Here is a 22,011-nt window from a genome sequence, read left to right as displayed (position 1 = left end):
GTGTTGGGTGGGCCGGGGCTTTGCCGCCCACCTTCCTGATAATATCGCCTAAAGACGATTGAACCGATTCCGGTTAAATCCGACCCGGAAGAGAAGTGGCGTGAAACTGCGGGCCCGGGAAGGTTCCGCAGGGCGGGCCACAGCTGCATGGCTTTATCCCCGCTAAGGGGGCCGTGAGTGTGACGCCATCCGGAAAATTTACGAACGAGGAAGTTATCCTATGAACACCCCATCAGGCGGCGGCCTAGCCCGGCGCAGCATCCTGACAGGTTTGGCCGCGGCGGCCTCCCTCGGCCTGGCCGCCTGCGCCGGACCCGATCCCCTCGCCCAGCAGGCCGCGGCAGGGGATAACAAGAACTACATAGCCGGTGACGGATCAGTGCAGGAATACGCCGAGGAATCACGCAGCGCTCCGGTGGCCTTGAACGCGACCCTCTATGACGGCACACCCGTCAGCTCCGCCGACTGGGCCGGCTCGGTCACAGTACTCAATTTCTGGTACGCAGCCTGCGCCCCATGCCGTGTAGAGGCCCCGCACCTGGAAGCGCTGTACCAGGAGTTCGCACCCAAGGGAGTGAGGTTCTACGGCATTAACGTCCGGGACGAAAAGCCCACGGCCGAAGCCTTCGAACGGACCTTCGGCGTGACGTATCCAAGCGTGCAGGACAAGGACGGAAAGGTGCTGCTCGCCATGACCCGCTTCGTCCCTCCCCAGGCAGTCCCGACCACCCTCGTGCTGGACAAGCAAGGCCGTGTCGCGGCCAGAATCCTGGGCGGACTGGAAAAAAGCACACTGAAAGCTTTGATCACTTCCACACTCCAGGCCTAGGAAAAGCTATGACGCCCCCGGTCTGGCGTCCCGGACGGGGCGGTACGCTGAGGGTTCCCGAACTGTCCGGCCGCCTGCGCAACATCGGTAACGCCGACCGCGCCGGGGCGGCACGAGGAAGGCTGGTCCATCATGACAGTGCAGTTGCCTGAGAGTTCCCTTGCTCTTCTGCGTGAGGGGTACACCTTCATTTCGAGCCGGTGCGACCGGTTCGACACCGATCTGTTCCGCACCAGGCTGATGCTGCGCCCTGTCGTCTGCCTGCGCGGGGCGGAGGCGGCAGAGTTCTTCTACGGCGGAGACCGGTTCGGACGCAAGGGGGCCATGCCCCGCTCCGCCCAGCACCTGCTGCAGGACACCGGCAGCGTGCAGTCCCTCCAAGGTCCTGCCCACCGGCACCGGAAACAGCTGTTTCTTGACCTGATGAACAAGGAATCGGTGGAACGCCTCGGCCATGCCTTCGACACCGAATGGCACTCCGCGGCGGAGCGGTGGCTGCGCGGGGGCGAAGTGGTACTCCACGACGAGCTGCCCCGGATCCTCACCGCAACCGCCTGCCAGTGGGCCGGAGTGCCGGCAAACCCGGCGAAAGTAAGCCGCCGCACCCGGGAACTGAGCCTGATGATCGAAAAGGCCGGCGCGGTCGGTCCAGCGAACTGGTATGCGCGGTGGCGCCGCCGCGCCACCGAAAAATGGGCCGCCGACTGCATCGGCACCATCCGCCGGAGCGGCCCGGCCGCGGCCAGGGACACGCCTGCCGCCGTGATCGCCTTCCACACCGACGAACACGGCAACGCTCTCCCGGCTGACACCGCGGCGGTGGAACTTCTCAACCTGCTCCGGCCCATCGTGGCTGTCAGCCGCTTCATGGTCTTCGCAGCCGTCGCCCTGCAGCAGCACTCGGAGTGGAAGGACATCCTGCGCGCAGGCCAGGACGCGGACCTGGAGTGCTTTGCCCAGGAAGTCCGCCGGTACTACCCGTTCTTCCCCTTCGTCGGCGGCACGGCCCGGGAACCACTGGAATGGAAGGGCCACACCTTCAAAGCAGGGCAATGGGCCCTGCTGGATCTGTACGGCACGAACCACGACGGCCGAATCTGGAAGGATCCGGAGAGCTTCGACCCTGCCCGGTTCCGTGCCTGGCAGCCGGACCCCCACACCCTTGTTCCACAGGGTGCCGGCGACCCGGCGGCTGGGCACCGCTGCCCCGGCGAGGACATCACCGTTGACCTGATCCGACGGGCCATCCGGGCACTGGCTGTGGAGACCATGTTGGCCGTACCCGCCCAGGACCTGAGCATCGATCTCACCCGGATGCCCGCGCTTCCCCGAAGCGGCTTCATCCTCTCCGGACGCCCTGGACCGCACTGACACCGGCCCGGGCACAGCACCGGCACCTCCCAAGACCCCGCACAGGCGCGCCCGGCGGCCTCGGATTCGCAGTCCGGACGCCTTCAGAGGCAAGGGTTGGCACACATCCACATCTTTGGATATCATCGCTATATGACGATTGATATGAGGAGCGACACCCGGCTGGAACCGGCCGCCGCACTGTTCCATTCCTTGGCGGACCCGGCCCGGCTGGCCATCGTAAAACGCATCGCCCAGGGCGAAGTCAGGGTCGGAGACCTCACCCAGGTATTGGGTCTGGCGCAGTCCACGGTCTCCGCGCATGTGGCCTGCCTGCGGGACTGCGGCCTGGTGACGGGCCGGATGGAGGGCCGGAAGGTGTTCTATTCTCTGACCCGCCCTGAACTGATCGATGTCCTGGCGCAGGCCGAGATCCTTCTGGCCGCCACGGGCAACGCCGTGAGCCTGTGCCCGACTTACGGCGACGCCTCCCGCGCTGCCGAAACCACCAAAGAGGAGGAACTGTGAGCGACGCGTGCGGATGCGGCGATGACAAGCCCGCAACAGAAGACGGCCAGGAAGAGGCCGAGGGCTTCTGGCAGGTAACCGAGATCCGCGCGGCCGCAGTCTCCGGCGGGCTGCTCCTGGTGGCATGGATTGCTTCGCTGCTGGACGCGCCCGAGTGGGTCACCCTGCCGCTGGAGGCGGCGGCGCTGCTGGTCGCGGCGTGGACGTTCGTTCCCTCAACCCTGCGCCGGCTGGCCAAGGGCAAGATCGGTGTCGGCACGCTGATGACGATCGCGGCCGTAGGCGCGGTCATCCTGGGCCAGGTCGAGGAAGCGGCGATGCTGTCCTTCCTGTATGCCATCTCCGAGGGGCTGGAGGAATACTCGGTGGCCCGCACCCGGCGCGGACTGCGGGCGTTGCTGGACCTGGTCCCGGCTGAGGCCAGGGTCCTGCGCAACGGAACCGAAGTCACCGTCTCCCCGTCCGAGCTGGTGCTGGGCGAGACCATGGTCGTTCGCCCGGGCGAGCGTCTGGCCACCGACGGGCGCGTCCTGACCGGGCGCACCTCCCTGGACACCTCGGCCCTGACCGGCGAATCGGTCCCTGTCGAGGCCGGACCCGGCAGCGAAGTTTACGCGGGTTCCATCAACGGCACCGGCCCGCTCGAGATCGAGGTCACCAGCACCGCTGAGAACAACTCGCTGGCCCGGATTGTTCATATCGTGGAGGCCGAGCAGTCCCGCAAGGGCCCCGGCCAGCGCCTGGCCGACTCCATCGCCAAAAAGCTTGTCCCCGGCATCCTGATCGCCGCCGCGCTCATTGCCGTCTTCGGTTTCATCGTGGGCGAGCCGGTCCTGTGGATCGAGCGCGCCCTGGTTGTCCTGGTGGCAGCCTCACCCTGTGCCCTGGCTATCTCCGTGCCCGTCACCGTGGTGGCGGCCGTGGGCGCTGCCAGCCGGATGGGCGTCCTGATCAAGGGCGGCGGTGCCTTGGAAACCCTGGGCAGGATCCGCACCATCGCCCTGGACAAGACCGGAACCCTGACCCGCAACAAACCCGCTGTCATCGAGGTCGCCGCCACGACATCCTCCACCCGGGAGCGGGTTCTGGCCGTCGCTGCCGGCCTGGAGGAACGCAGTGAACACCCGCTCGCCCGGGCCATCCTCGCCGCCGCCACCGATCGGGTCGCCGTCACCGGCCTCGACACGGTTCCGGGAGCCGGGCTGGAAGGGACCATTGGCGGGCACAGCGCCCGGCTCGGCAGGCCCGGATGGATCGCCCCCGGGGAGCTGAAGGAAACTGTCCGGCGGATGCAGGCCGCCGGTGCGACCGCGGTCCTGGTAGAGGAGAACTCTGTCCTCATTGGCGCCGTGGCCGTACGCGATGAACTCCGCCCGGAGGCCAGGGCCGTCATTGAACGCCTGAGCCGCGCCGGCTACACCACCGCCATGCTCACCGGTGACAACCGGCTCACCGCCGAGGCCCTGGGCAAGGCAGCGGGCATCACCGAAGTACACGCCGACCTGCGCCCCGAAGACAAAGCGGACATCATCCGCACCCTGAAGGAGCGGCAGCCGACCGCCATGGTCGGTGACGGCGTGAACGACGCACCCGCCCTGGCCACCGCCGACACCGGCATCGCAATGGGCGCAATGGGCACCGACGTGGCCATCGAAACAGCGGACATCGCCCTCATGGGCGAGGACCTGCACCACCTGCCCCAGGTGCTGGAGCATGCCCGCCGCACCCGGCGCATCATGTTCCAGAACGTGGGCCTGTCCCTGGCCCTGATCGCGGTCCTGATTCCGCTGGCCTTGTTCGGCATCCTGGGACTGGCAGCGGTGGTCCTGATTCACGAACTGGCCGAGATCGTTGTCATCGCCAACGGCGTCCGCGCCGGCCGGGTGAGCAAGTACGGCACCATCCCGGTCACCCAGGACACCGCCCCCAGTCTGGAACCGGCACGATGAGCACCCCGGCGCCCGTCCGGGACAGCACCCCGACCCGGCCGTGGAGACGGCGGGGCGGGCTGCTTATCGGCGCGCTCCTGCTGGCCGGAGCCGACTTGTTCATCAAGGCACAGGCGGAAGCGAACCTCTCTCGGGGAGAGGTGATTGAGACGCCGCTGCTGACGATCAAGCTTCTGTACAACACGGGGGTGGCCTTCAGCCTCGGCGCGGCCTTGCCCACCGCGGTTGTCGTGGCCGGTACCGGGGTCGTCATCGCCGTGTTGCTGTCCTGGCTGGCCGTCAGCGCCCCGAAGATGTCCCTGATTTCCTTTACGGGCGGTATCTTCGTTGCCGGCGGCGCCGTCGGGAACTTCATTGACCGGCTCGACGGGGCCGGGGTCGTGGATTATCTGCACAGTGGATGGTTCCCGACGTTCAACCTCGCCGACGTCTTCGTCACCGTGGGAGCCGCGGTCCTGGTGCTGGGAATGCTGCGGCCCGGTAAGGACCCGGAGAAAGGGGCGTGAGTCTGGGCGGGTTCTTCGCCGAGGCCGTGCAGTCCGGAGCACTGCTCCTGGCGGTGCCCCTGGCGGTGATCGCCGGTCTGGTCTCGTTCATCTCACCCTGTGTCCTGCCCCTGCTCCCGGGCTATCTGGGCTATGTCTCCGGTCTCGCCGGAACTGATGAGAAGGCCGCACGCCGGCGGACCACCGCCGGCGTGGGGCTGTTCATCCTTGGCTTCGCCGCAGTGTTCACCTTGTATGGTGCGGCGTTCGGGACCATCGGACACTGGCTGGTGAGCTGGAGCGATGAGATCACCCGTGTCCTGGGCGTCGTGGTGATCGTGATGGGGGTGGCATTGTCCGGGAAGATCCCGTTCCTGCAGAGCACAGCCAAGCTGGCCTGGAAACCGAACACCGGCCTGGCCGGGGCCCCGCTGCTGGGCGTCGGATTCGGGCTCGGCTGGACCCCCTGCATCGGCCCGACTCTCAGCGCTGTCCTGGCGCTGAGCACCACCACCGGATCGGCCTGGCGCGGGGCGCTGCTCGGCTTCGCGTACTGCATCGGCCTGGGCATCCCGTTCCTCCTCGTCGCCCGCGGATTCAGCTGGGTCACCGGCACCCTGGGCTTCGTGCGGCGGAACATCAGAGCCTTCAACCTCGCAGGAGCCGCGACCCTGATCGTGGTCGGGATCCTTATGGTTTCCGGTGTTTGGACCACCTGGATCCTGAGCCTGCAGAACCTGATCGGAACCTTCACCACACCCATCTGACCCAACCCGCGGGTGGAAAACCCTCCGGGGAGACACTGAGAGGTGCACGACCCATGCTTGGCATCATCGCAGCCGCGGCAGCCATGTTCGCCGCCACGAACATTGACGACATCGTCGTGCTGACCGTCCTGTTCCTTGCCTCGTCGAAAGGCCGGCCCCGGCCCTGGGAGATCGTCGGCGGACAGTACCTGGGATTCATTGCACTGGTCGGCATCAGCGTCCTGGCCGCCCTGGGGCTGACGCTTGTCCCGGACGAATGGGTCGGCTGGCTCGGCCTGGTCCCGCTGGGAATCGGCGTCATCGGCCTGATGCGTTTCCTGCGCCAACGCGGGGAAGAGGATGAAGAAGGTGCCATCAGCGCAGTCGGCCTGCTCAGCGTGGCCGGCATCACCATCGCCAACGGTGCGGACAACATCGCCATCTACACCCCGATCTTCCGGACTATGGCGCCTCAGGACACTGTAGTGACCATCATTGTGTTCCTCATCCTGGTCGCCGTTTGGTGCGCACTGGGACGCGTTGTGGGCACGCACCCGAAAGTCACCGAGACCCTCGAAAGGGTCGAACACTGGCTGGTTCCTGCGGTGTTCATCGGGCTGGGCCTGTTCATCCTCGTCAGCTCCGGCGTCGTTCCCCGGTTGTTCGGCGCCTGAGCACTAAGAGTCACTGGGACGAAACCGCGTCAGGGTCAGGAGGAACCATGAGGGAAACACCGTTCGGGCTGTTGCTCGATGCCCGCGCCGCCCGGAAACAGGGCAGCGCTGCGATCCTGCAGCGCCAACGGGAGCGGCTGGCAGAGATGGTGACCTACGCACGGACATGCTCACCGTATTACCGCCGTCTCTATCAGGGCATGCCGGCCCGGATCACCGACCCGGCCCTGCTGGCCGTGACGACCAAGGCCGGACTGATGGCCCATTTCGATGACTGGGTGACAGACCCTGCCGTGACATTGGAGGGAACGCAGTCGTTCGTCGCGGACCCGTCGCTGGTGGGTGAGAAATTCCTCAACCGCTATACGGTGGCGACGACGTCCGGGACGACCGGCACCCGGGGAGTGTTCCTGCTCGACACCAGATCCCTGGCCGCGGCCAAGGCCCTGACGTTCCGCATGCTCAGTTCCTGGCTCAGCCCGGCCGACATCTTAGGGATAATCCGCGGGCGCGGGCGGATAGCCATGGTCATCGCCACCGGCGGCCACTTTGCCTCAGCAACGGCCGCGGCCGCGCTCCGAAAGGGACGAGGCCGGCGGAACGTGGGCGTGTTCCCGGTCCAGACGCCGATGCCGGACCTCGTCGCCGGGCTGAACAGCTTCCGCCCGGCCCTTCTTGCCCCCTACGCCTCCACCGGCCGGTTGCTGGCATCCGAGCAGGAAGCAGGACGACTGAACATCCAGCCGACCGCCGTCATTCTCTCCGCCGAGGGACTGACTGCGGGAGAGTACGCCAGGATCAGCGCAGCGTTCGGAGCCACGGTCCGCCAAGGCTACGCAGCAACCGAATGCCCCTTCCTGAGCTACAGCTGCCGGGAAGGCTGGCTCCACGTCAACAGCGACTGGGCCATCCTGGAACCGGTGGATGCAAACCATGAACCCGTCCCTCCCGGGCAGTCCTCGCACACCGTGCTGCTAAGCAACCTGGCCAACCGCGTACAACCCATCCTGCGCTACGACCTCGGCGACAGCATCACCGCAAGGGCCGATCCCTGCACGTGCGGGGACCCGACACCGGCCATCCACGTGCAGGGACGAACCGCCGAGCTGCTGACCCTCCAAGGCAATGACCGGCTCCCCGTCCCAGTGACACCCATTACGCTGAGTACCGCCCTCGACAGGGTGCAGGGCCTCAGTAAGGGCCAGATTGTCCAGACAGGACGCGAAAGCCTCAGCCTCCGACTGCAGCCCGCCGCTGGCGCGGACCCCGAGAGCGTCTGGGAAGCCGCCCGCTCGGAAATCGTCGCCGTGCTGACCAGCCAGGGACTGGGCAACGTAACCCTGAAAAGGGATCCCGGGCCGCCGCGCCTCACCCAGGGCGGCAAGCACCGCACAGTCGTCCCGCTGCCCCCGTAAAAGGGCAGACAGGGCCTGTCCTTTCCACGGATCTGCGGCCCTCCGGACCCGGCGGGATCCCTGATCAACGACGGCAACGTCACTATTGCCGGTTTGCCCGTACACGGTGCTGCTGTGCACGGTCTGTTCCAACGGCCACCGAATCTCGGGCGGCTACACCTTCACCATCCAGGACCCCGGTCAGGTGACCGCCGTCGCGGCGTCCTGATCTCCGGCGGCCAGCGGAGGCCGCTTCCTCTGCTGCAGACGTACCGGCCGAACGACGCAGATGATCGCTCCCCGGGGGCGGTGAACAGCAGAACTTCATTAGGCACGACCCCGGTTCGGTGGCTGCTCTAGGATGCCAGGGAAGTTTGAGCCCGTCCGGCAGCATAAAGTCCGCGCGTATCGGTGAACGTCCGGATAGCATCGAGCGTTCACCTCCCGGTTGCCAGCCGGTCACCGGGCAGTCCGGACCTGTGAAGGTCGCGCCCCTAGGGTTCAACCCGGGCCCCCGCCCTTTATTCACCCGCCCGCACTTTTCTTTGGGAGATCCCTGATGCGTCGCACCCTATCCATGCTTACTTCAACGGCGGCTGTTGCCGCAGTGCTGGCAGTTGTTGCTGTCAGCGGCCCGGCCACCGCCGCCCCGGAGGGGAACAATGGCCGGACCAAGAATGTCATTTACCTGCTTGGTGACGGCATGGGCCGCACCCAAGTCACTGCGGCCAGGGAGCGCTTCTACGGTGCCGAGGGCAAACTGGTGATGGAAACCCTCCCGGCCCAGGGCTCCGTCAGCACTTACGCCGTGGAGAAGAACTCCGGCCAGCCGGGGCAGGCTGACTTCAAGCCGAACCTGGTCACCGATTCCGCCTCCGCAGCCACGGCCTGGGCCTCCGGGGTGAAAACCTACAACGCTGCCCTCGGGGTGGACGCCAAGGGTGCTGTGGTGCCGACAATGATGGAGTTGGCCAAGCAGGCCGGCTACCGCACCGGCAATGTCTCCACTTCTGAAATTACCGACGCGTCGCCGGCCGGGCAGATGAGCCACGCCCTCGCCCGCGGCTGCCAGGGCCCGGCCTACTCCGCCGCCGCATGCCAGGACACCGCCATCACCGGCACCGCACTTCCCACCAGCGACGTCCGGGTCACCCCGATCGCGGACCAGATCGCCCGCAACGGCACCGCAGATGTCATCCTCGGCGGGGGAATGAGCCGTTTCGACGCCTCGGATGAAACCGCGCTGAAGGAGCAGGGCTACTCGGTCCTGGGTTCGGTCTCCAGCCAGATCCCCGCCACCCGCGCGGACCTGAACGGGGCCGCAGGGGAGAAGGTCTTTGGCCTATTCAACAAGGGCAACCTGACCATCGAGAAAGCCAAACAGGACAACCCCGCCGCTCCCCAGGCCCAGGAGCCCTCCCTGCCGGAGATGACCAAGAAAGCCATCGAACTGCTGGACCAGAAAAAGAAAGCCGGCGGCAACGGTTTCTACCTGCAGATCGAAGGCGCCTTGATCGACAAGCGCTCCCACGCCAACGACGCGGCCCAGACACTGGAGGAAACCAAGGCCTTCGACGACTCCGTCGCCGCAGCCCTGGACTTCGCCAAAAAGGACGGCAACACCCTGGTCATCGTCACCGCAGACCACGAAACCGGCGGGTTCAACGTCATCGAAAAGGGCTCCTTCACCAACGCCGAAGCAGCCTCACCCCCGGGTAACGTCGATTCCGGCAACACCGCCAATAACTCCACCCCCACACGGCCCGGCGGAAATGTCAAGGACCCGGCACGCTCTACCGGTATTATCAACGGCGCTGGCGCCACGGACCCGAAGAACTTCGGCCCGGCCACCTTCCGGACCCCGAACGACCCGGCCGAAGTCAAGGACGGTTCGAAGGAGGCCAGTCTCTGGCTGACCTACGCCTCCGGCAATCACACCGGCGCCGACGTGCCCGTTTACGCCTACGGCTCAGGCTCGGAACAGTTGCAGGGCAGCGTGGACAACACCGATCTGTTTGACATCGTGGGTAACGCATTGCGCGTCCTGCGCTGACCTTCGCGGAGAACCGATACTGTAAGACCGGCCGTGGCCAGGGGGACGAGAACGCCCCCCGAGCCACGGCACCTCCAAAGGAACACCATGAAGCGCAAATCCCGGATTCTGATGATGGCAGCCCTCGTTGCTGCATCCCTTGCAGTACTTGCCTTCGTCGTACTGGGCGGACAGGCTTCTACCTCTCCGGCCGGCGACAACGTCCCGCTGGTCGCGGCCGCCAAAACTTCCTTCCCTGGCCTGGCCGCTGCCGAGGGTGAACCGGACCTGTCCGGACTCCAGGCAGCCCGGCCGTCCCCGGGCCAGATCCTCCAGGTCCAGGGCCCCTTTGATGACAGGCTGGCGATCGAAAGCCTGGCCTTCGACGGGCAGGCGGCCACCGGGGCAGTCAGGATCACCAGTGATGTCAGCGACCTGCTCGAACTCCAGGTACTCGCAGGTTTCTACGATGGCCACGGCAACTTCCTTGGCACTGCCCGCTTCGTGCACCATCTCGGCAGCGAAGGCCATAAGCACCCGGGACCGTCTGAAGAACGTGAAGAGTTCAGCATCCCGGTACCGGCCGAGCTAAAAGCCAAAGCCGTCTCAGCGGCAGTAGGCATACCCGTCCTCGTCAACGAATAGCACGCTGCACCGATAGGCGAGCGGTTGCGCGATCAGTCCGGAAGACCGGAAAGCTTTTAGGCGCTGAGCGTACATGGGCCGGCCTCGCCTCATTCAGCCGCTGCCCTGATCGGCCAGGGCCCTTCGGGGAGGATTCGCGAGGCTGACCCCGGAAAAGGGCGTCCGCCAAGTGCAGTCGGAGCTGGTTGCGCCATACGGTGTAGCCCATCCCAACCTCGTCGCGGAACAGCCGGGAGAGCGTGCGCTCGTCCCGACCCGGCGGCCGAGCTCGGCCAGGCCGGGGGAGACGGTGCGAGGATCCATTCCAGGTCGACCAGATTCAGCGCGACATTGCGGAGCTGGCGACTCCGTCGCAGTACCGGAGATCGCCCGACACATGAGCATGTGGTGGCGAGGGCGATATTGGTGTGCCACCTCTGGACTCCCTGATGATCGAGATTCCGGTACGTCTCTGGCCGCGCATCGACGGTGTTTGCTTTAGAAGGGAACCAGGACCGTGCTGGGAAGCGGCCACGAACCTAAACACTTGGAGAACTCGGCGGTGCCGGCCAATCCCAAGTCTCGCCGCACCAGCAGCGGCCATTCTCGTGCTCCTGGATGACGAGAACCCGTTCCTCTCCGAGCAGGATGATGTCTTCATAGCTGAGCATGCCTTCACTGCAGCATCGGCGAACGGTTGCCGGTAGAAGCGCTTGGTCTATGTGGAAAACCGCAGGTAACCGCATCGGAGCGCTCTGCCCGTAAGCCTCCTGTGACCACAACCGAAATCCGAGCGGCGGCGAACTAAGGACGAGCCTCCAGTTCCGGGAACCTACGCGGATGCACCACCAACTCTTTCGTTCACCCTCGACGGCGAGTTTGGCCAGCGTGTGCTGTCGGAACTCGACAGTTAGTGAACATGTGGTGATCGCAGTGGGAGGGGGCCGTTTGTGCTGATTTAGCAGGGATCTTTTCCCCTAGTTTATGAGCACACCAACACACCGCTGCGCGGACCCCCGGGGGTATGGCCCTAAGTGATAATGTGTGCGTGCGGTGCTGACCTGCTGTCTGTTAGGCGCTGATGCGTCCGGAATCGGCTGTCGGCACCTCATTCACGAGCGTCGCTCATATCCCTGACCTGCGTAACCTGCTGCTCCGACATCGAAAATGTCAGTGGCTGCCGATAGTCTCACTGTGAGTTCCGATGCGACTGATAATGTTGCAGCTCGAACATTTGGGGAGGCCGCAGTTGGCTGAGAAGAAGACTGTTTTCGTGGCGTTTGCTATCGAGGACCAGCGTCAGCGGGACCTGTTGAAGGGGCAGACGCTGCACTCCCGGGCACCGTACGAGTTCATCGACATGTCGGTGAAGGAGCCCTATGACTCCGGCTGGAAGGAAAAGGTCCGCACGCGTATCCGCCGCTCCCACGGGGTGATTGCGCTGGTGAGCAAGAACTCGCTGACGTCCTCCGGGCAGAATTGGGAGATCCAATGCGCCAAGGAGGAAGGCAAGCCTCTCCTCGGCGTCTGGGCGTACTCCACCGACCGCACGGCGTTGAATGGGTTCCGCACGGTCACCTGGAGCGACGTGAACATTGCCAGCTTCATTGACTCGCTCTGAGGCGCGGCATCATGCGTAAGGCTCTTGTTGTCGGCATCGACCATTACGATCGGATCGGATCGCTCAGCGGTGCTGTGAACGATGCCTACAGCGTCAAGACCGCGCTTGAGCGGCATGCGGATGGCACTCTGAACTTCACACAGCCGAAGCTGATGACGGGTACCGGGCCAACCTCGACCGTCACGCGTTCGGAACTGCGGGAAGCCGTCGAGGAGCTCTTCCGGGACGACGCGGAGATCTCGCTGTTCTACTTCTCCGGACACGGTTACATCGACGGGGCCGGCGGTTTCCTGTGCGCAAGCGACTGCGAAGCCGGGCATGACGGGCTCTCGCTGTATGACGTGATGACCTTCGCGAGCAAGTCGCCCGCGAAAAACAAGGTGATCATTCTGGACAGCTGTCACAGCGGTGTTGTCGGCAGCAACCCTGTTGCCGCGCAGGTCGCTGAGATCAAGGAGGGCGTCACGATCCTCACAGCGTCGACCGCGGACCAGTATGCGATGGAAACCGGCGGCTCGGGTGTTTTTACGAGCCTTCTGGTCGACGCGCTGAACGGTGCTGCTGCCAACCTGGTGGGGGACGTAACGCCTGGCAGTGTCTATGCGCACATCGACCAGTCGCTTGGGCCGTGGGCGCAGCGGCCCGTGTTCAAGACGAACATCAAGAAGTTCGTCTCGCTCAGGAAGGCGGACGCCGCGGTCGAGCTGGCTGATTTGCAGAAGCTCACGGTCCTCTTCGACGAGCCGACAATGCTATTGCAGCTCGACCCGAGCTACGAGCCGGAGCGCTTTGGAACAGAGGATAAGTCTGTTCCGTTGCCGGACCCAGCCAAGAACGCTGACTTTGCCGTGCTACAGGCGCTGGTGAAGGTGAACCTGGTCCGGCCCGTCGGAGCGCCTCACATGTGGCACGCTGCCATGGAGTCGAAGGCGTGCGAGCTGACCGTCCTTGGCCAGCACTACTGGAAGCTCGTGAACCAGGACCTGATCTGATGCCCTCGCCTGACCGGATCCGCGAAGTCCTTGAAAACGTGCAGACCGTCGAACGGCTTGCGGCCATCGAGCACGAGCGCTGGGCGCACTGGCAACAGTACGTCCACGACCGGTGTCAGCGCCGGGACGATGGCTCCTTGGTGGTACCTGCGGAGCTGGCGGCGCGCTGGCAGGCTCAGATCGAGACCCCGTACGCGGAGCTCACCGAGGAGGAACGGGAAAGCGATCGGGAGCAGGTGCGCAGGTACCTGCCTACGGTTATCGACGCGCTGAACAGCTGACGCCCCTCCATCGTCGGTGGACGACTTACGTTCATAGCGAGAAGGAGAGCCGAACGCGGACCTCGACGCTGCAGTGAAGGTCAGCACGCTCAGCCACCTCACCGCGGTCTCTGGCGAAAGTTGTGAGATGGGTGTCGCAGCCCTGCCGAGCCGCGTGCCTAAGCAAAGCGGTCGTTCTGAGGGAAGTTTCGCCACCCACCCCTGAGTTAAGAGTTGGTGCGGACTCTGACGATCTTCAGCCGTGCCTATGCATCACGGGCGAGATGGGTTCACGACTCCAGGCCCGGCCGGGTCACGAGGTCGAGGCTATGCAAGATGTCCGTCTACGACGTCGCGCTTGCCGTTGGCCCCTCATGATCTGTTGCAGCGGGTTGCCGTGGCAGGTCGGCGGCAGCTTTGCTGCGGTCGGTGCCAGGCCCGCTGCGTCGGAGAGTTCATGCAGCAGATTGCGAAGACTCTCCGGAGCCTGGGCCGGCCGCGCTGGCAGGCCGGGGCGGGTTGGTGCGTCGGTAGTGCCGGTTCCTGGGCAGCAGGACTGCAGCGGCCAGCAGTGAGGCGATGAGGGACGCCGCCAGGATCCCTGTCGTCGCCTGGTCACTGTAGTTGTTGCCGTGGCCGAAGCTGAGTTCCGAGACCAGTAGGGAAACCGTGAAGCCGATCCCGCCGAGGAGCGAAACCCCGAAAATATCGATCCATTTGATGGAGCGGTCCAGTCTTGCCCTGGTGGCCTTGGTAAGGAGCCAGACCGTTCCGAGAATTCCGACTGGCTTGCCCACCACCAGGGCGATGATGATCCCGAGGGTTACCGGGTTCGCGAACAGGGATCCGATCCCGTCCCGGCCGCCCACCTGGACACCGGCGGCAAAGAAGGCAAACACCGGCACGGCGATACCAGCTGAAACGGGGCGGAGCCGGTGCTCCAGGATCTCGGCTAACCCGCCACCGGGCTGCGGTCCGCACTGGGAGCTCGCGAGCGGGACGGCGAAGCCCAGGATGACTCCTGCAACAGTTGCGTGAATGCCTGAATTGTGGACCAGCACCCAGGCTGCAGCGCCCAGGGGAAGCAGGATCAGCCAGGCCGCTGCCCGTGTAGTAAAGAACCGCCGGTACCTGTGCGCAAGAAGGGTGTAGGAGCCCAAGGCGAGAAGCACCAGCAGCAGCGGTGCCGGACGAATGTCCTGCGAGTAGAAGAGCGCGATGATGCCAATGGCGATCAGGTCATCAACCACGGCGAGTGTCAGGAGGAAAATCCGCAACGCGCCCGGCAGGTGCGACCCGATCAGGGCCAGAACTGCGACGGCGAAGGCGATGTCCGTCGCTGTTGGGATTGCCCATCCCCTCAGCGTTTCGGGACTGGTCAGGTTGACCATGGAATAGATGATGGCGGGAACAGTGACCCCACCGGCGGCAGCGGCAACGGGCACGACCGACTTGCTGGGCTCGCGCAGATCCCCGATCAGGAACTCCCGCTTAAGTTCAAGGCCGACGAGGAAAAAGAAGATGGCCAGCAGACCGTCCGACGCCCACTCGCCCAGGCTGAGCTCCAGATGCCACGGTTCGTATCCGACCCGGAAGTCCCTCAGCTGGAAGTAGCCGGCAGACAGCGAGGAGTTTGCCCAGATCAGCGCGATGATCGCAGCTGCCACGAGCAGCGCGCCACCGACAGTCTCTTTGCGCAGGATAGAACCGATGCGCAGCAACTCAGAAGAACTTCCCCCTCCGAGCAGGAAGAAGCGGGGGCGGGCATCCGGGGAGTTCTGGTCCATTCGGTGCGTCCTCGAGTAGTCCCGACAAGACAATGTCCATCGCCGACGTAGCGGTCAGCGCAGCCGGGTGAATGTCAGGTTAGTTCCTCCATGAGCCGGGCGAGGATGTCATTCATGGCGAGCAGCCCGACGAGCTGGTTGCCCTCCACCACCACCAACCGGCTGAGGCGGTAGCGGCTCATCAGGGCCGCCGCCTGACGCACCGACAGCTGCTGGTTTACGGTGATCGCGGGGATGGTGGCGGCGTCATAGACGTTCAGGAGGTCCACATCCCCTTCCTGGGCAACGACGGTGTCCAGGAGTTCTCTGTAGCTCAGCATGCCGTAGGCGTCGTGGGCGTGCTGCCGTTCCACCACCAGGCTCTTCACCTGGCGCTCCTTCATCGTCGACAGTGCCTCCCGCAGTGTGCTGTAAGGGGAGATCGTGACGACCTCGGGGACCATGACATCTTTGACAGTGAGCATTTCTTTCCTCCTCGTAACGAGCCCGGTCCGGCTTCAGGCGCCGTCGCGGCGCAGATGCTCCTCGAACCTGACCACCTGGCGCATGTCGATCCCGGTCAGGTGCTCGATCGGGATCGCGAAGGCCAGGCCGCGTGACTCGGTTCCCTTGACTAAAACCTGGTGCAGTTCCTTGAGGATCGGCGCGGTCAGGTGTTTTCCCACCACCATCAGCAGTACAGACTGCGTGCCTTCAAAGGTCAATCCGAAGAACGTCTTCCTGGATTCGCCCCCGATGCCCTTGCCCGGCAAAATGGTCACACCCGTGGCCCCGGCCTGCTGGGCGTGTTCAATCACCTTGTCTTCAAGCTCGTCGGGGGCTATAACGACGATGGCGGTGAATTTCACGGCGCTTCCTTCCGAAGCCGGGGAAATCTTTCCATCACCATGGCATACGCCATGACGGATATCACGGGGAAGATGGACGCGTAGGCAATAAGTCCGAAGCCGTCAATCAGCGGGTCGCGTCCTTCGACCGCTGTTGCCAGGCCGATGCCAAGTGCGGTGACCAGTGGCACGGTGACCTCCGACGTCGTCACCCCACCGAGGTCAAAGGCCAAGGCAATGATGTACTTCGGGGCGAAAAACACCAGCACAATAGCGACCGCGTAGGCGGCCATGATGAAGTAGTGGAACGGCCCTCCCACCAGAATCCGGTAAACGCCGAAACCGATCCCGAGCGCGACGCCCACGGCGACAATGACCCTGACCGCGAACGCGCTGATCTTCCCCGGCGACGCCTCCTGCGCCTGCTCTCCGATGGCCACGAGGGCTGGCTCGGCCATGGTGACCGCAAAGCCAATCAGCAGCGCGAAGAGCAGGATCAGGGCCGGGGCTCCCTGCTCGATCAGTTGCTCCGCCATCAGGGTCCCGAGCGGGAACAGCCCGAGTTTGAGTCCCACGACAAAGGCATACAGTCCCACCAGGACCATGATGAACCCGACCACGACCCGCAACGGGTGGGGCAGCCTGCGCCGCAGGGCGACCCATTGGAAGAAGAGGACAACGGCCACAATAGGCAGGACCTCCCGGACCATCTCAGCCAGGCCCAGGATCATGCCAACCACCCAGTCACCTGGGTCCTCTCCCGGTAAAGGGCCCGGAATCGCCCCGGCGTCGCCGAAGGTGTAAACCCAGATCCCATACAGCTGGACCCCGATCATGGGAACCATCACGCACAGCGCCACCAGACCAAAGCCGTCTGCCAGCAGGCTACGTCCCCGGATGGAGTTGGCCAGGCCAAGGCCTATCGCGGCAATCAGCGGGACGCTCACGATGTTCGTCGTAACGCCGCCGGAATCGTAGGCAAGGCCGATGATCTCGGCCGGGGCCACGAAGCTGAGGCCCAGCGCCACGGCGTAACCGGCGATCAGCAGCTTGTACACCGCCCAGCCCCGCAAAACCCGCAGGACACCCAGGACCAGGACAAGCCCCACCGACACAGCGATAACAAAGCGCAGCACCAGCGCATTAATCCTGCCCTCGCTGACCAGCTGGGCCTGCTGCGCGACAGCGATCACCGCCGGCTCCGCAATAGAGGCGGCAAAGCCAATGGCAAACCCAAACGGCAGCAGCAGCCCCAACGCCCCGCGCCGGACAAACTGGTTAGCCAGGTTTTTACCCACCGGGAAGATACTCAGGTCCAGGCCAAACAGGAACAAGGCGATACCCACCGCCACAATCAGGAGCCCCGCCACCAGCTCCAAGGGATCATCGGGCATGGAACGGAACACCAGCAGTTGGAACAGAACAACCACGATAACGATGGGGAGAAGGTTCCTGAGCGCCTTAAGAAATTCGCGGGCAAATCGGCTGAGGTGCTCCATCGGGTCCTCTCCCGGAATGATCCTGCGAGTACCTGGCTTTTCAGTCTGCCGGGCCAGCCCATTCGCATCTACCAACCGAGGCTCCGGTGTGAGTCAACGACACGCGCGGGTCCACAATCGTCATCGCCCGCTCCCCGCGATCTGGGCGACCCGGCGTTCGAGTTCGGCTAATCGATCGGTGATCGGCTGGCTGTGCAGGAGCTCGGCGACCTGATCGGCCTCGTCCTCCTCGAGCACGATCCTTGCCACGACCCGATCAGGGTCCGCCGGGTCGTAAACGAAGATTTCGCGTCCGCCGGGACGCGCGACGAGGATCCGGAATTGCTGGCCGTCGCGGGTCTGGCAGTCGTGCAGCACGCCGGAGCCGGGCACGGTGGAGTGGGTGATCTCCATTGGGCCCTCCGTTCCGTCGGTTCTAGGGATAAATCCAGTCTCCCCTCGCGGGTAAAGAGGTGCCATTGGGGCTGACACCCATTTTCGGTGCGCCGTGGGCCCGGGACTCCGCCGCCCGTGGGTGCCAGCCCTCATGGACAAAGGACGCGGGCCGCGCAAGGCTAGTACGCATGCGGACTCCGCTCGAAACCAGGGCCGCCGGAACGGCACTCGGCGTGCCTCCGAAAGGACCGGCACAGTTGCTGTTCTGGCGACTGTTCATCATCAACGGACTGCTCTTCGCGATCGGCACGCTCGTATTGGCACTCTCGCCGGCGACGGTGTCCTCGCCCGTCCTGCTCACCGAGGTACCGGTCCTCCTCATTGGTCTGGCTCTCATCCTCGCCGCGAACGCAGCCCTGGTGCGGGCCAGCCTCGCGCCGCTCGACGCGCTGACGACCGTGATGCGCCGGGTGGGCCTGCTGCGACGCGGTGGCGACCGGGCGATCGAAGCCGGCAACGGCGACCTTGGGCATCTCATCCGCACCTTCAATGAGATGCTTGACCGGCTGGAGGCGGAGAACAGTGCGAGCAGCGCCCTCGCGCTGGCCGCGCAGGAGGGCGAACGTCAGCGGATCTCGCGGGAACTGCACGACCAGATCGGCCAGAGCCTGACCGTCGCCCTCCTTAGTCTCAAGCGGGTCGTCGACCGGTCTCCCGACGATCTGCGCGAGGAGAGCCTCGTCGCGCAGGAGGCGGTCCGCGCGAGCCTGGAGGAGGTCCGCCAGGTGGCGCAGCGTCTGCGCCCGGGCGTGCTCGCGGACCTCGGCCTGCGGAGCGCGCTGAGTTCGCTGGGCTCGGAGTTCTCGCGCTCGAGCGGGATCCCCGTGAGTTGGGAGCTCGATGACGACCTCCCCGAGCTCAGCGGGGACGTCGAGCTCGTGCTTTACCGCGTCGCGCAGGAGGCGCTCACCAATGTCGCCCGGCACGCGCACGCAACACGAGTCGATTTCGCGCTCACCTCGACGACGAAGGGGCTGACCCTGCGGATTCGCGACGACGGGCAGGGCGGTGACCTCCGCGAGGGCGCGGGCATCCGCGGGATGCGCGAACGTGCCCTGCTCATTGGTGCCGAGCTGACGGTCGCCGCTCGGCAGAGCGGGGGGACCGATGTTTGCCTCGTCGTTCCCGGCGTCGCGGCGGGGAGCTGATCCGATGGGCGGACCCACGCGCATCCTGCTCGCAGACGACCACGCCCTGGTCCGCCGCGGCCTTCGCCTGATCCTCGACGCGGAACCCGACCTCACCGTCGTGGCCGAGGCCGCCAACGGCACAGAGGCCGTCACCGCCGCGACAGCGGGCGGGGTGGACCTCGCTGTCCTCGACATCGCCATGCCCCAGATGACCGGCATCCAGGCGGCGCGGCAGATATCGCGAAGCGCACCCGACGTCCGGATCCTCATCCTCTCGATGTACGACAACGAGCAGTATTTTTTCGAGGCGCTACGCGCCGGGGCCTCGGGTTATGTGCTCAAGTCGGTCGCCGACCGCGACCTCATCGAGGCGTGCCGCGCAGCGATGCGCGGGGAGTCGTTCCTCTACCCCGGCGCGGTCACCGCGCTCATCCGCGACTATCTGGAGCGCGACCGCCGTGGCGACCGGATGCCGGACAGCATCCTCACGTCCCGCGAGGAGCAGATCACGAAGCTCATCGCAGAGGGGAACTCCTCAAAGGAGATCGCCGAGATCCTCAGGATCAGCGTGAAGACCGTCGACCGCCACCGGGCCAACGTCCTGCAGAAGCTGGGGTTACGCGACCGGCTGGATCTCACAAGGTTCGCCATCCGGACCGGGCTCATCGAGCCGTAAGCGGTCCGACCTGAGGAGCGGACGGCTCATGACTGCACCACCACAACCTGTCGTTGAAACTCTCGGCCTTGTCGAAGATTTCGGCAGGAGACGTGCTCCGTGCAGCCCTTACCCGAGAGTCGCCGGAGGTGAATTCCACGATTTTCTGGGCCCCTACAGTGCAGGCAAATCCACCACGCTGAGGATTCTCCTGGGCCTCATCGGCCCCGCCCCCGGTACAGCCAGGTTGTTTGGCCTGGGCTCCTGGACCGATCCTGTCGGACCGCGCCGGGACGTTGCAGTCCTCCGGCTCACGGTTGGACGCAGGAGGGCGGGAAGCGGTCATGGCTCTGTCAGATGAAGAGCGCAGACGCCTTGAAAAGCTCGAACAGGAACTGGCCCTATCCGACCCGGGTCTGGACAGGCAGCTGCAATCGGGCCGGAACCCGGCTTCCCCTCGTACTATCTACGGTGTCCTGGCCGTTCTGGCCGGCTTCGCCTTGGTCATCGCCGGCATCATCACACAGCTTGCGGTCATCGGCGTCGCTGGCTTCCTGCTGATGGTCGCAGGAGCCAGCTGGTTCCTTAGGGGCCTCCGCGTAGGGGACGTGCCCGGGCGGCAGCCAGAACGCCGGGCGGACGGCGGACCCTGGCCCCTTTGACCGTATCCTGTTTTGCAGCGATGGCCAGGTGGTACCTGACCGTGGTTTCAGCGACGCCGACAGTGAGGTCATGGTGACTGCGAGACTCAGGTTTGAAGTAGGCGACCCACGACCTGATCAGACACAATTAGGTGGTCCGGGCTGCCGCGGGGGGCCTCGTTGACTGTATCCGCACTGTCCCAAGGAGTTCTATGAACGAGGAGCGCCGCGACGAGCGCGATGCAAAGGCGATTGTCGAAAAGACTTTGGAGATCGAACTCGAGCACGCGGACAAGGAAGGTGGTGTCGATTACCGATCGACAGATGGACGTCATGCTGTCGAGGTAACTCGCATCACCGATGGACGTAAGCGAGCCGGTCGTGATGCGCTGAATGTTTCGCGGAGGACAGATACTCCCGAAGGGGAGCTTCAGACCTGCTGGATAGCGTTTGCACCTGATACGCAGCGGGGGCTCAAAACCTTCCAGAAGACCGTGCATCCGGCTTTGGTGGAGCTTGAACTGAACGGTGAATGGTTCTTCGAGCGCCAGGACGCCGCGGAGCATGTCATCCAGCAGGGACCGTTGTCTCTCATTTATCAACCGCTGCTCGCGGCCGGTGTCGAAAGGGCATCTGCGGTGCCGAACCACGCACATCGACGCCACACACATAAGGTAGTCACGGCACTCGGTAGCGGCGGGTCATCCAGCGGCAGCGACGAGGCACTGGGCCTGCTCACCGATGCACTCGACAAAAAGAACGACAACCCCAAGAAGTTGAAAGCCTCCGGAGCCGAACAGCGACATTTGTTCGTCTGGCTCGATGGCGATACTCGATTCGACATCGCACGTCCGCTTAGCCGCGAAGCGCCGGCGTGGGGCAACGAAGGATTTGGTACGCCGTCGAAGGCACCAGTGTTGGATGCCGCGATCACACATCTGTGGGTAGTCCATCAAGAATCACGATTCGGGTGGCTTTGGGATGGCGTAACCTGGCGGGAACTCCGCGACCTGTAGGAGCCGGGAGCCACATAGAACTGCATGGATGGTTGATCCATAGAAGACATGCATAGCGGCGGACAGTAGCAAATATGCGCACCGCTTACTTGAGCACCACTATTCGCCTTGCGTCCTCGTGTAGCGCCTCGGTGACCATTCGAGTCTGACGACTCGGACTCCCGGGGCAATAGTCTTGTCAGCACCAGATCTCTCCACACCAGCAGTGGCCATTCTCGTGCTCCTGGATGACCAGCAAGCGTTCCTCACCGAGCAGGATCATGTCTTCGTAGCTAAGCATGGAGCCAGTCCAACATCGGCGAACGGCTGCCGGTAGAAGCGTCTTGGTCTATGTGGAAAACCGCAGGTAACGGCATCGGAGCGCTCTGCCCGTGAGCCTCCTGTGACCACCACCGAAATCCAAGCGGCGGCGAACCAGGGACGAGCCTCCAGTTCCGGGAACCTACGCGGATGCACCACCAACTCTTTCCTTCACCCTCGACGGCGAGTTTGGCCGGCGTGTGCTGTCGGAACTCGAGAGTTAGTGACGATGTGGTG

At 64.7% G+C, this 22,011-nt stretch carries 22 protein-coding genes; 17 read left to right on the top strand and 5 right to left on the bottom strand.

Features of this window, described 5'->3' with window-relative positions; all coding sequences use genetic code 11:
* Positions 1 to 220: 220 nt before the first annotated feature.
* The 13 genes from PV761_RS04265 to PV761_RS04205 all read left to right on the top strand — a co-directional run bounded on the left by PV761_RS04265 (position 221) and on the right by PV761_RS04205 (position 13,505).
* Complete coding sequence (locus PV761_RS04265) at positions 221 to 829, top strand: TlpA disulfide reductase family protein (protein ID WP_347894672.1); 609 nt, start codon at positions 221 to 223, stop codon at positions 827 to 829.
* A 132-nt stretch (positions 830 to 961) separates the two neighbouring features.
* A complete protein-coding gene (locus tag PV761_RS04260) occupies positions 962 to 2,200 on the top strand; it encodes a cytochrome P450 (protein ID WP_347894670.1) in 1,239 nt (412 codons plus the stop codon).
* A gap of 132 nt (positions 2,201 to 2,332) precedes the next feature.
* On the top strand, positions 2,333 to 2,707 hold the full coding sequence (locus PV761_RS04255) for a metalloregulator ArsR/SmtB family transcription factor (RefSeq protein ID WP_347894668.1): 375 nt from the start codon (positions 2,333 to 2,335) through the stop codon (positions 2,705 to 2,707).
* Entirely contained in the window at positions 2,704 to 4,656 is a 1,953-nt protein-coding gene (locus PV761_RS04250; RefSeq protein ID WP_347894666.1) for a cation-translocating P-type ATPase, read from the top strand. Before PV761_RS04255 ends, PV761_RS04250 begins: the two co-directional genes overlap by 4 nt.
* Positions 4,653 to 5,162 (top strand): signal peptidase II, encoded by a 510-nt coding sequence (gene lspA / locus PV761_RS04245; RefSeq protein ID WP_347894664.1) that lies wholly within the window; start codon positions 4,653 to 4,655, stop codon positions 5,160 to 5,162. The genes PV761_RS04250 and lspA overlap by 4 nt, the downstream gene beginning before the upstream one ends.
* The gene (locus PV761_RS04240) at positions 5,159 to 5,908 is read left to right on the top strand and encodes a cytochrome c biogenesis protein CcdA (protein ID WP_347894662.1); all 750 of its coding nucleotides are present in this window, start codon (positions 5,159 to 5,161) and stop codon (positions 5,906 to 5,908) included. The genes lspA and PV761_RS04240 overlap by 4 nt, the downstream gene beginning before the upstream one ends.
* Before the next feature lie 53 nt (positions 5,909 to 5,961).
* The gene (locus PV761_RS04235; RefSeq protein WP_347894660.1) at positions 5,962 to 6,561 is read left to right on the top strand and encodes a cadmium resistance transporter; all 600 of its coding nucleotides are present in this window, start codon (positions 5,962 to 5,964) and stop codon (positions 6,559 to 6,561) included.
* Between the two features lie 47 nt (positions 6,562 to 6,608).
* Complete coding sequence (locus tag PV761_RS04230; RefSeq protein ID WP_347894658.1) at positions 6,609 to 7,976, top strand: phenylacetate--CoA ligase family protein; 1,368 nt, start codon at positions 6,609 to 6,611, stop codon at positions 7,974 to 7,976.
* 556 nt (positions 7,977 to 8,532) lie between these two features.
* The gene (locus PV761_RS04225; protein WP_347894656.1) at positions 8,533 to 10,008 is read left to right on the top strand and encodes an alkaline phosphatase; all 1,476 of its coding nucleotides are present in this window, start codon (positions 8,533 to 8,535) and stop codon (positions 10,006 to 10,008) included.
* 87 nt (positions 10,009 to 10,095) lie between these two features.
* Positions 10,096 to 10,632 carry a hypothetical protein gene (locus PV761_RS04220; RefSeq protein WP_347894654.1) on the top strand — a complete coding sequence of 179 codons (537 nt, stop codon included), beginning with the start codon at positions 10,096 to 10,098 and terminating at the stop codon, positions 10,630 to 10,632.
* A gap of 1,195 nt (positions 10,633 to 11,827) precedes the next feature.
* Positions 11,828 to 12,232 carry a TIR domain-containing protein gene (locus PV761_RS04215; RefSeq protein WP_347894699.1) on the top strand — a complete coding sequence of 135 codons (405 nt, stop codon included), beginning with the start codon at positions 11,828 to 11,830 and terminating at the stop codon, positions 12,230 to 12,232.
* Between the two features lie 11 nt (positions 12,233 to 12,243).
* A complete protein-coding gene (locus PV761_RS04210; RefSeq protein ID WP_347894652.1) occupies positions 12,244 to 13,224 on the top strand; it encodes a caspase family protein in 981 nt (326 codons plus the stop codon).
* Complete coding sequence (locus tag PV761_RS04205; protein ID WP_347894650.1) at positions 13,224 to 13,505, top strand: hypothetical protein; 282 nt, start codon at positions 13,224 to 13,226, stop codon at positions 13,503 to 13,505. The genes PV761_RS04210 and PV761_RS04205 overlap by 1 nt, the downstream gene beginning before the upstream one ends.
* 434 nt (positions 13,506 to 13,939) lie before the next feature.
* On the opposite strand, the gene nhaA is transcribed toward PV761_RS04205, so the two are convergent.
* From nhaA to PV761_RS04180, 5 genes are all read right to left on the bottom strand, one after another.
* Positions 13,940 to 15,271, bottom strand: coding sequence for a Na+/H+ antiporter NhaA (nhaA, locus tag PV761_RS04200; RefSeq protein WP_347894648.1), 1,332 nt, complete (start codon positions 15,269 to 15,271; stop codon positions 13,940 to 13,942).
* A 74-nt stretch (positions 15,272 to 15,345) separates the two neighbouring features.
* Positions 15,346 to 15,735, bottom strand: a complete 390-nt coding sequence (locus PV761_RS04195; protein ID WP_347894646.1) for a CBS domain-containing protein — start codon at positions 15,733 to 15,735, stop codon at positions 15,346 to 15,348.
* 33 nt (positions 15,736 to 15,768) lie between these two features.
* Positions 15,769 to 16,119, bottom strand: a complete 351-nt coding sequence (locus PV761_RS04190; protein ID WP_347894644.1) for a transcriptional regulator — start codon at positions 16,117 to 16,119, stop codon at positions 15,769 to 15,771.
* Positions 16,116 to 17,597, bottom strand: coding sequence for a DUF1538 domain-containing protein (locus tag PV761_RS04185; protein ID WP_347894642.1), 1,482 nt, complete (start codon positions 17,595 to 17,597; stop codon positions 16,116 to 16,118). The genes PV761_RS04190 and PV761_RS04185 overlap by 4 nt, the downstream gene beginning before the upstream one ends.
* A 120-nt stretch (positions 17,598 to 17,717) precedes the next feature.
* The gene (locus tag PV761_RS04180; protein ID WP_347894640.1) at positions 17,718 to 17,990 is read right to left on the bottom strand and encodes a hypothetical protein; all 273 of its coding nucleotides are present in this window, start codon (positions 17,988 to 17,990) and stop codon (positions 17,718 to 17,720) included.
* A gap of 170 nt (positions 17,991 to 18,160) precedes the next feature.
* On the opposite strand from PV761_RS04180, the gene PV761_RS04175 reads away from it, so the two are divergent.
* The 4 genes from PV761_RS04175 to PV761_RS04160 all read left to right on the top strand — a co-directional run bounded on the left by PV761_RS04175 (position 18,161) and on the right by PV761_RS04160 (position 21,474).
* On the top strand, positions 18,161 to 19,180 hold the full coding sequence (locus PV761_RS04175) for a histidine kinase (protein ID WP_347894638.1): 1,020 nt from the start codon (positions 18,161 to 18,163) through the stop codon (positions 19,178 to 19,180).
* Positions 19,181 to 19,184: 4 nt separating this feature from the next.
* On the top strand, positions 19,185 to 19,838 hold the full coding sequence (locus PV761_RS04170) for a response regulator transcription factor (RefSeq protein ID WP_347894636.1): 654 nt from the start codon (positions 19,185 to 19,187) through the stop codon (positions 19,836 to 19,838).
* A 323-nt stretch (positions 19,839 to 20,161) separates the two neighbouring features.
* Positions 20,162 to 20,479: a DUF3040 domain-containing protein gene (locus tag PV761_RS04165; RefSeq protein ID WP_347894634.1), complete on the top strand. Its 318-nt coding sequence runs from the start codon at positions 20,162 to 20,164 to the stop codon at positions 20,477 to 20,479.
* A gap of 191 nt (positions 20,480 to 20,670) precedes the next feature.
* Positions 20,671 to 21,474 (top strand): hypothetical protein, encoded by an 804-nt coding sequence (locus tag PV761_RS04160; protein WP_347894632.1) that lies wholly within the window; start codon positions 20,671 to 20,673, stop codon positions 21,472 to 21,474.
* Positions 21,475 to 22,011: the final 537 nt, after the last annotated feature.

This window comes from Arthrobacter sp. CC3 (assembly GCF_039907775.1).
GTDB lineage: Bacteria > Actinomycetota > Actinomycetes > Actinomycetales > Micrococcaceae > Arthrobacter.
This window is presented reverse-complemented; position numbering and strand designations above follow the sequence as displayed.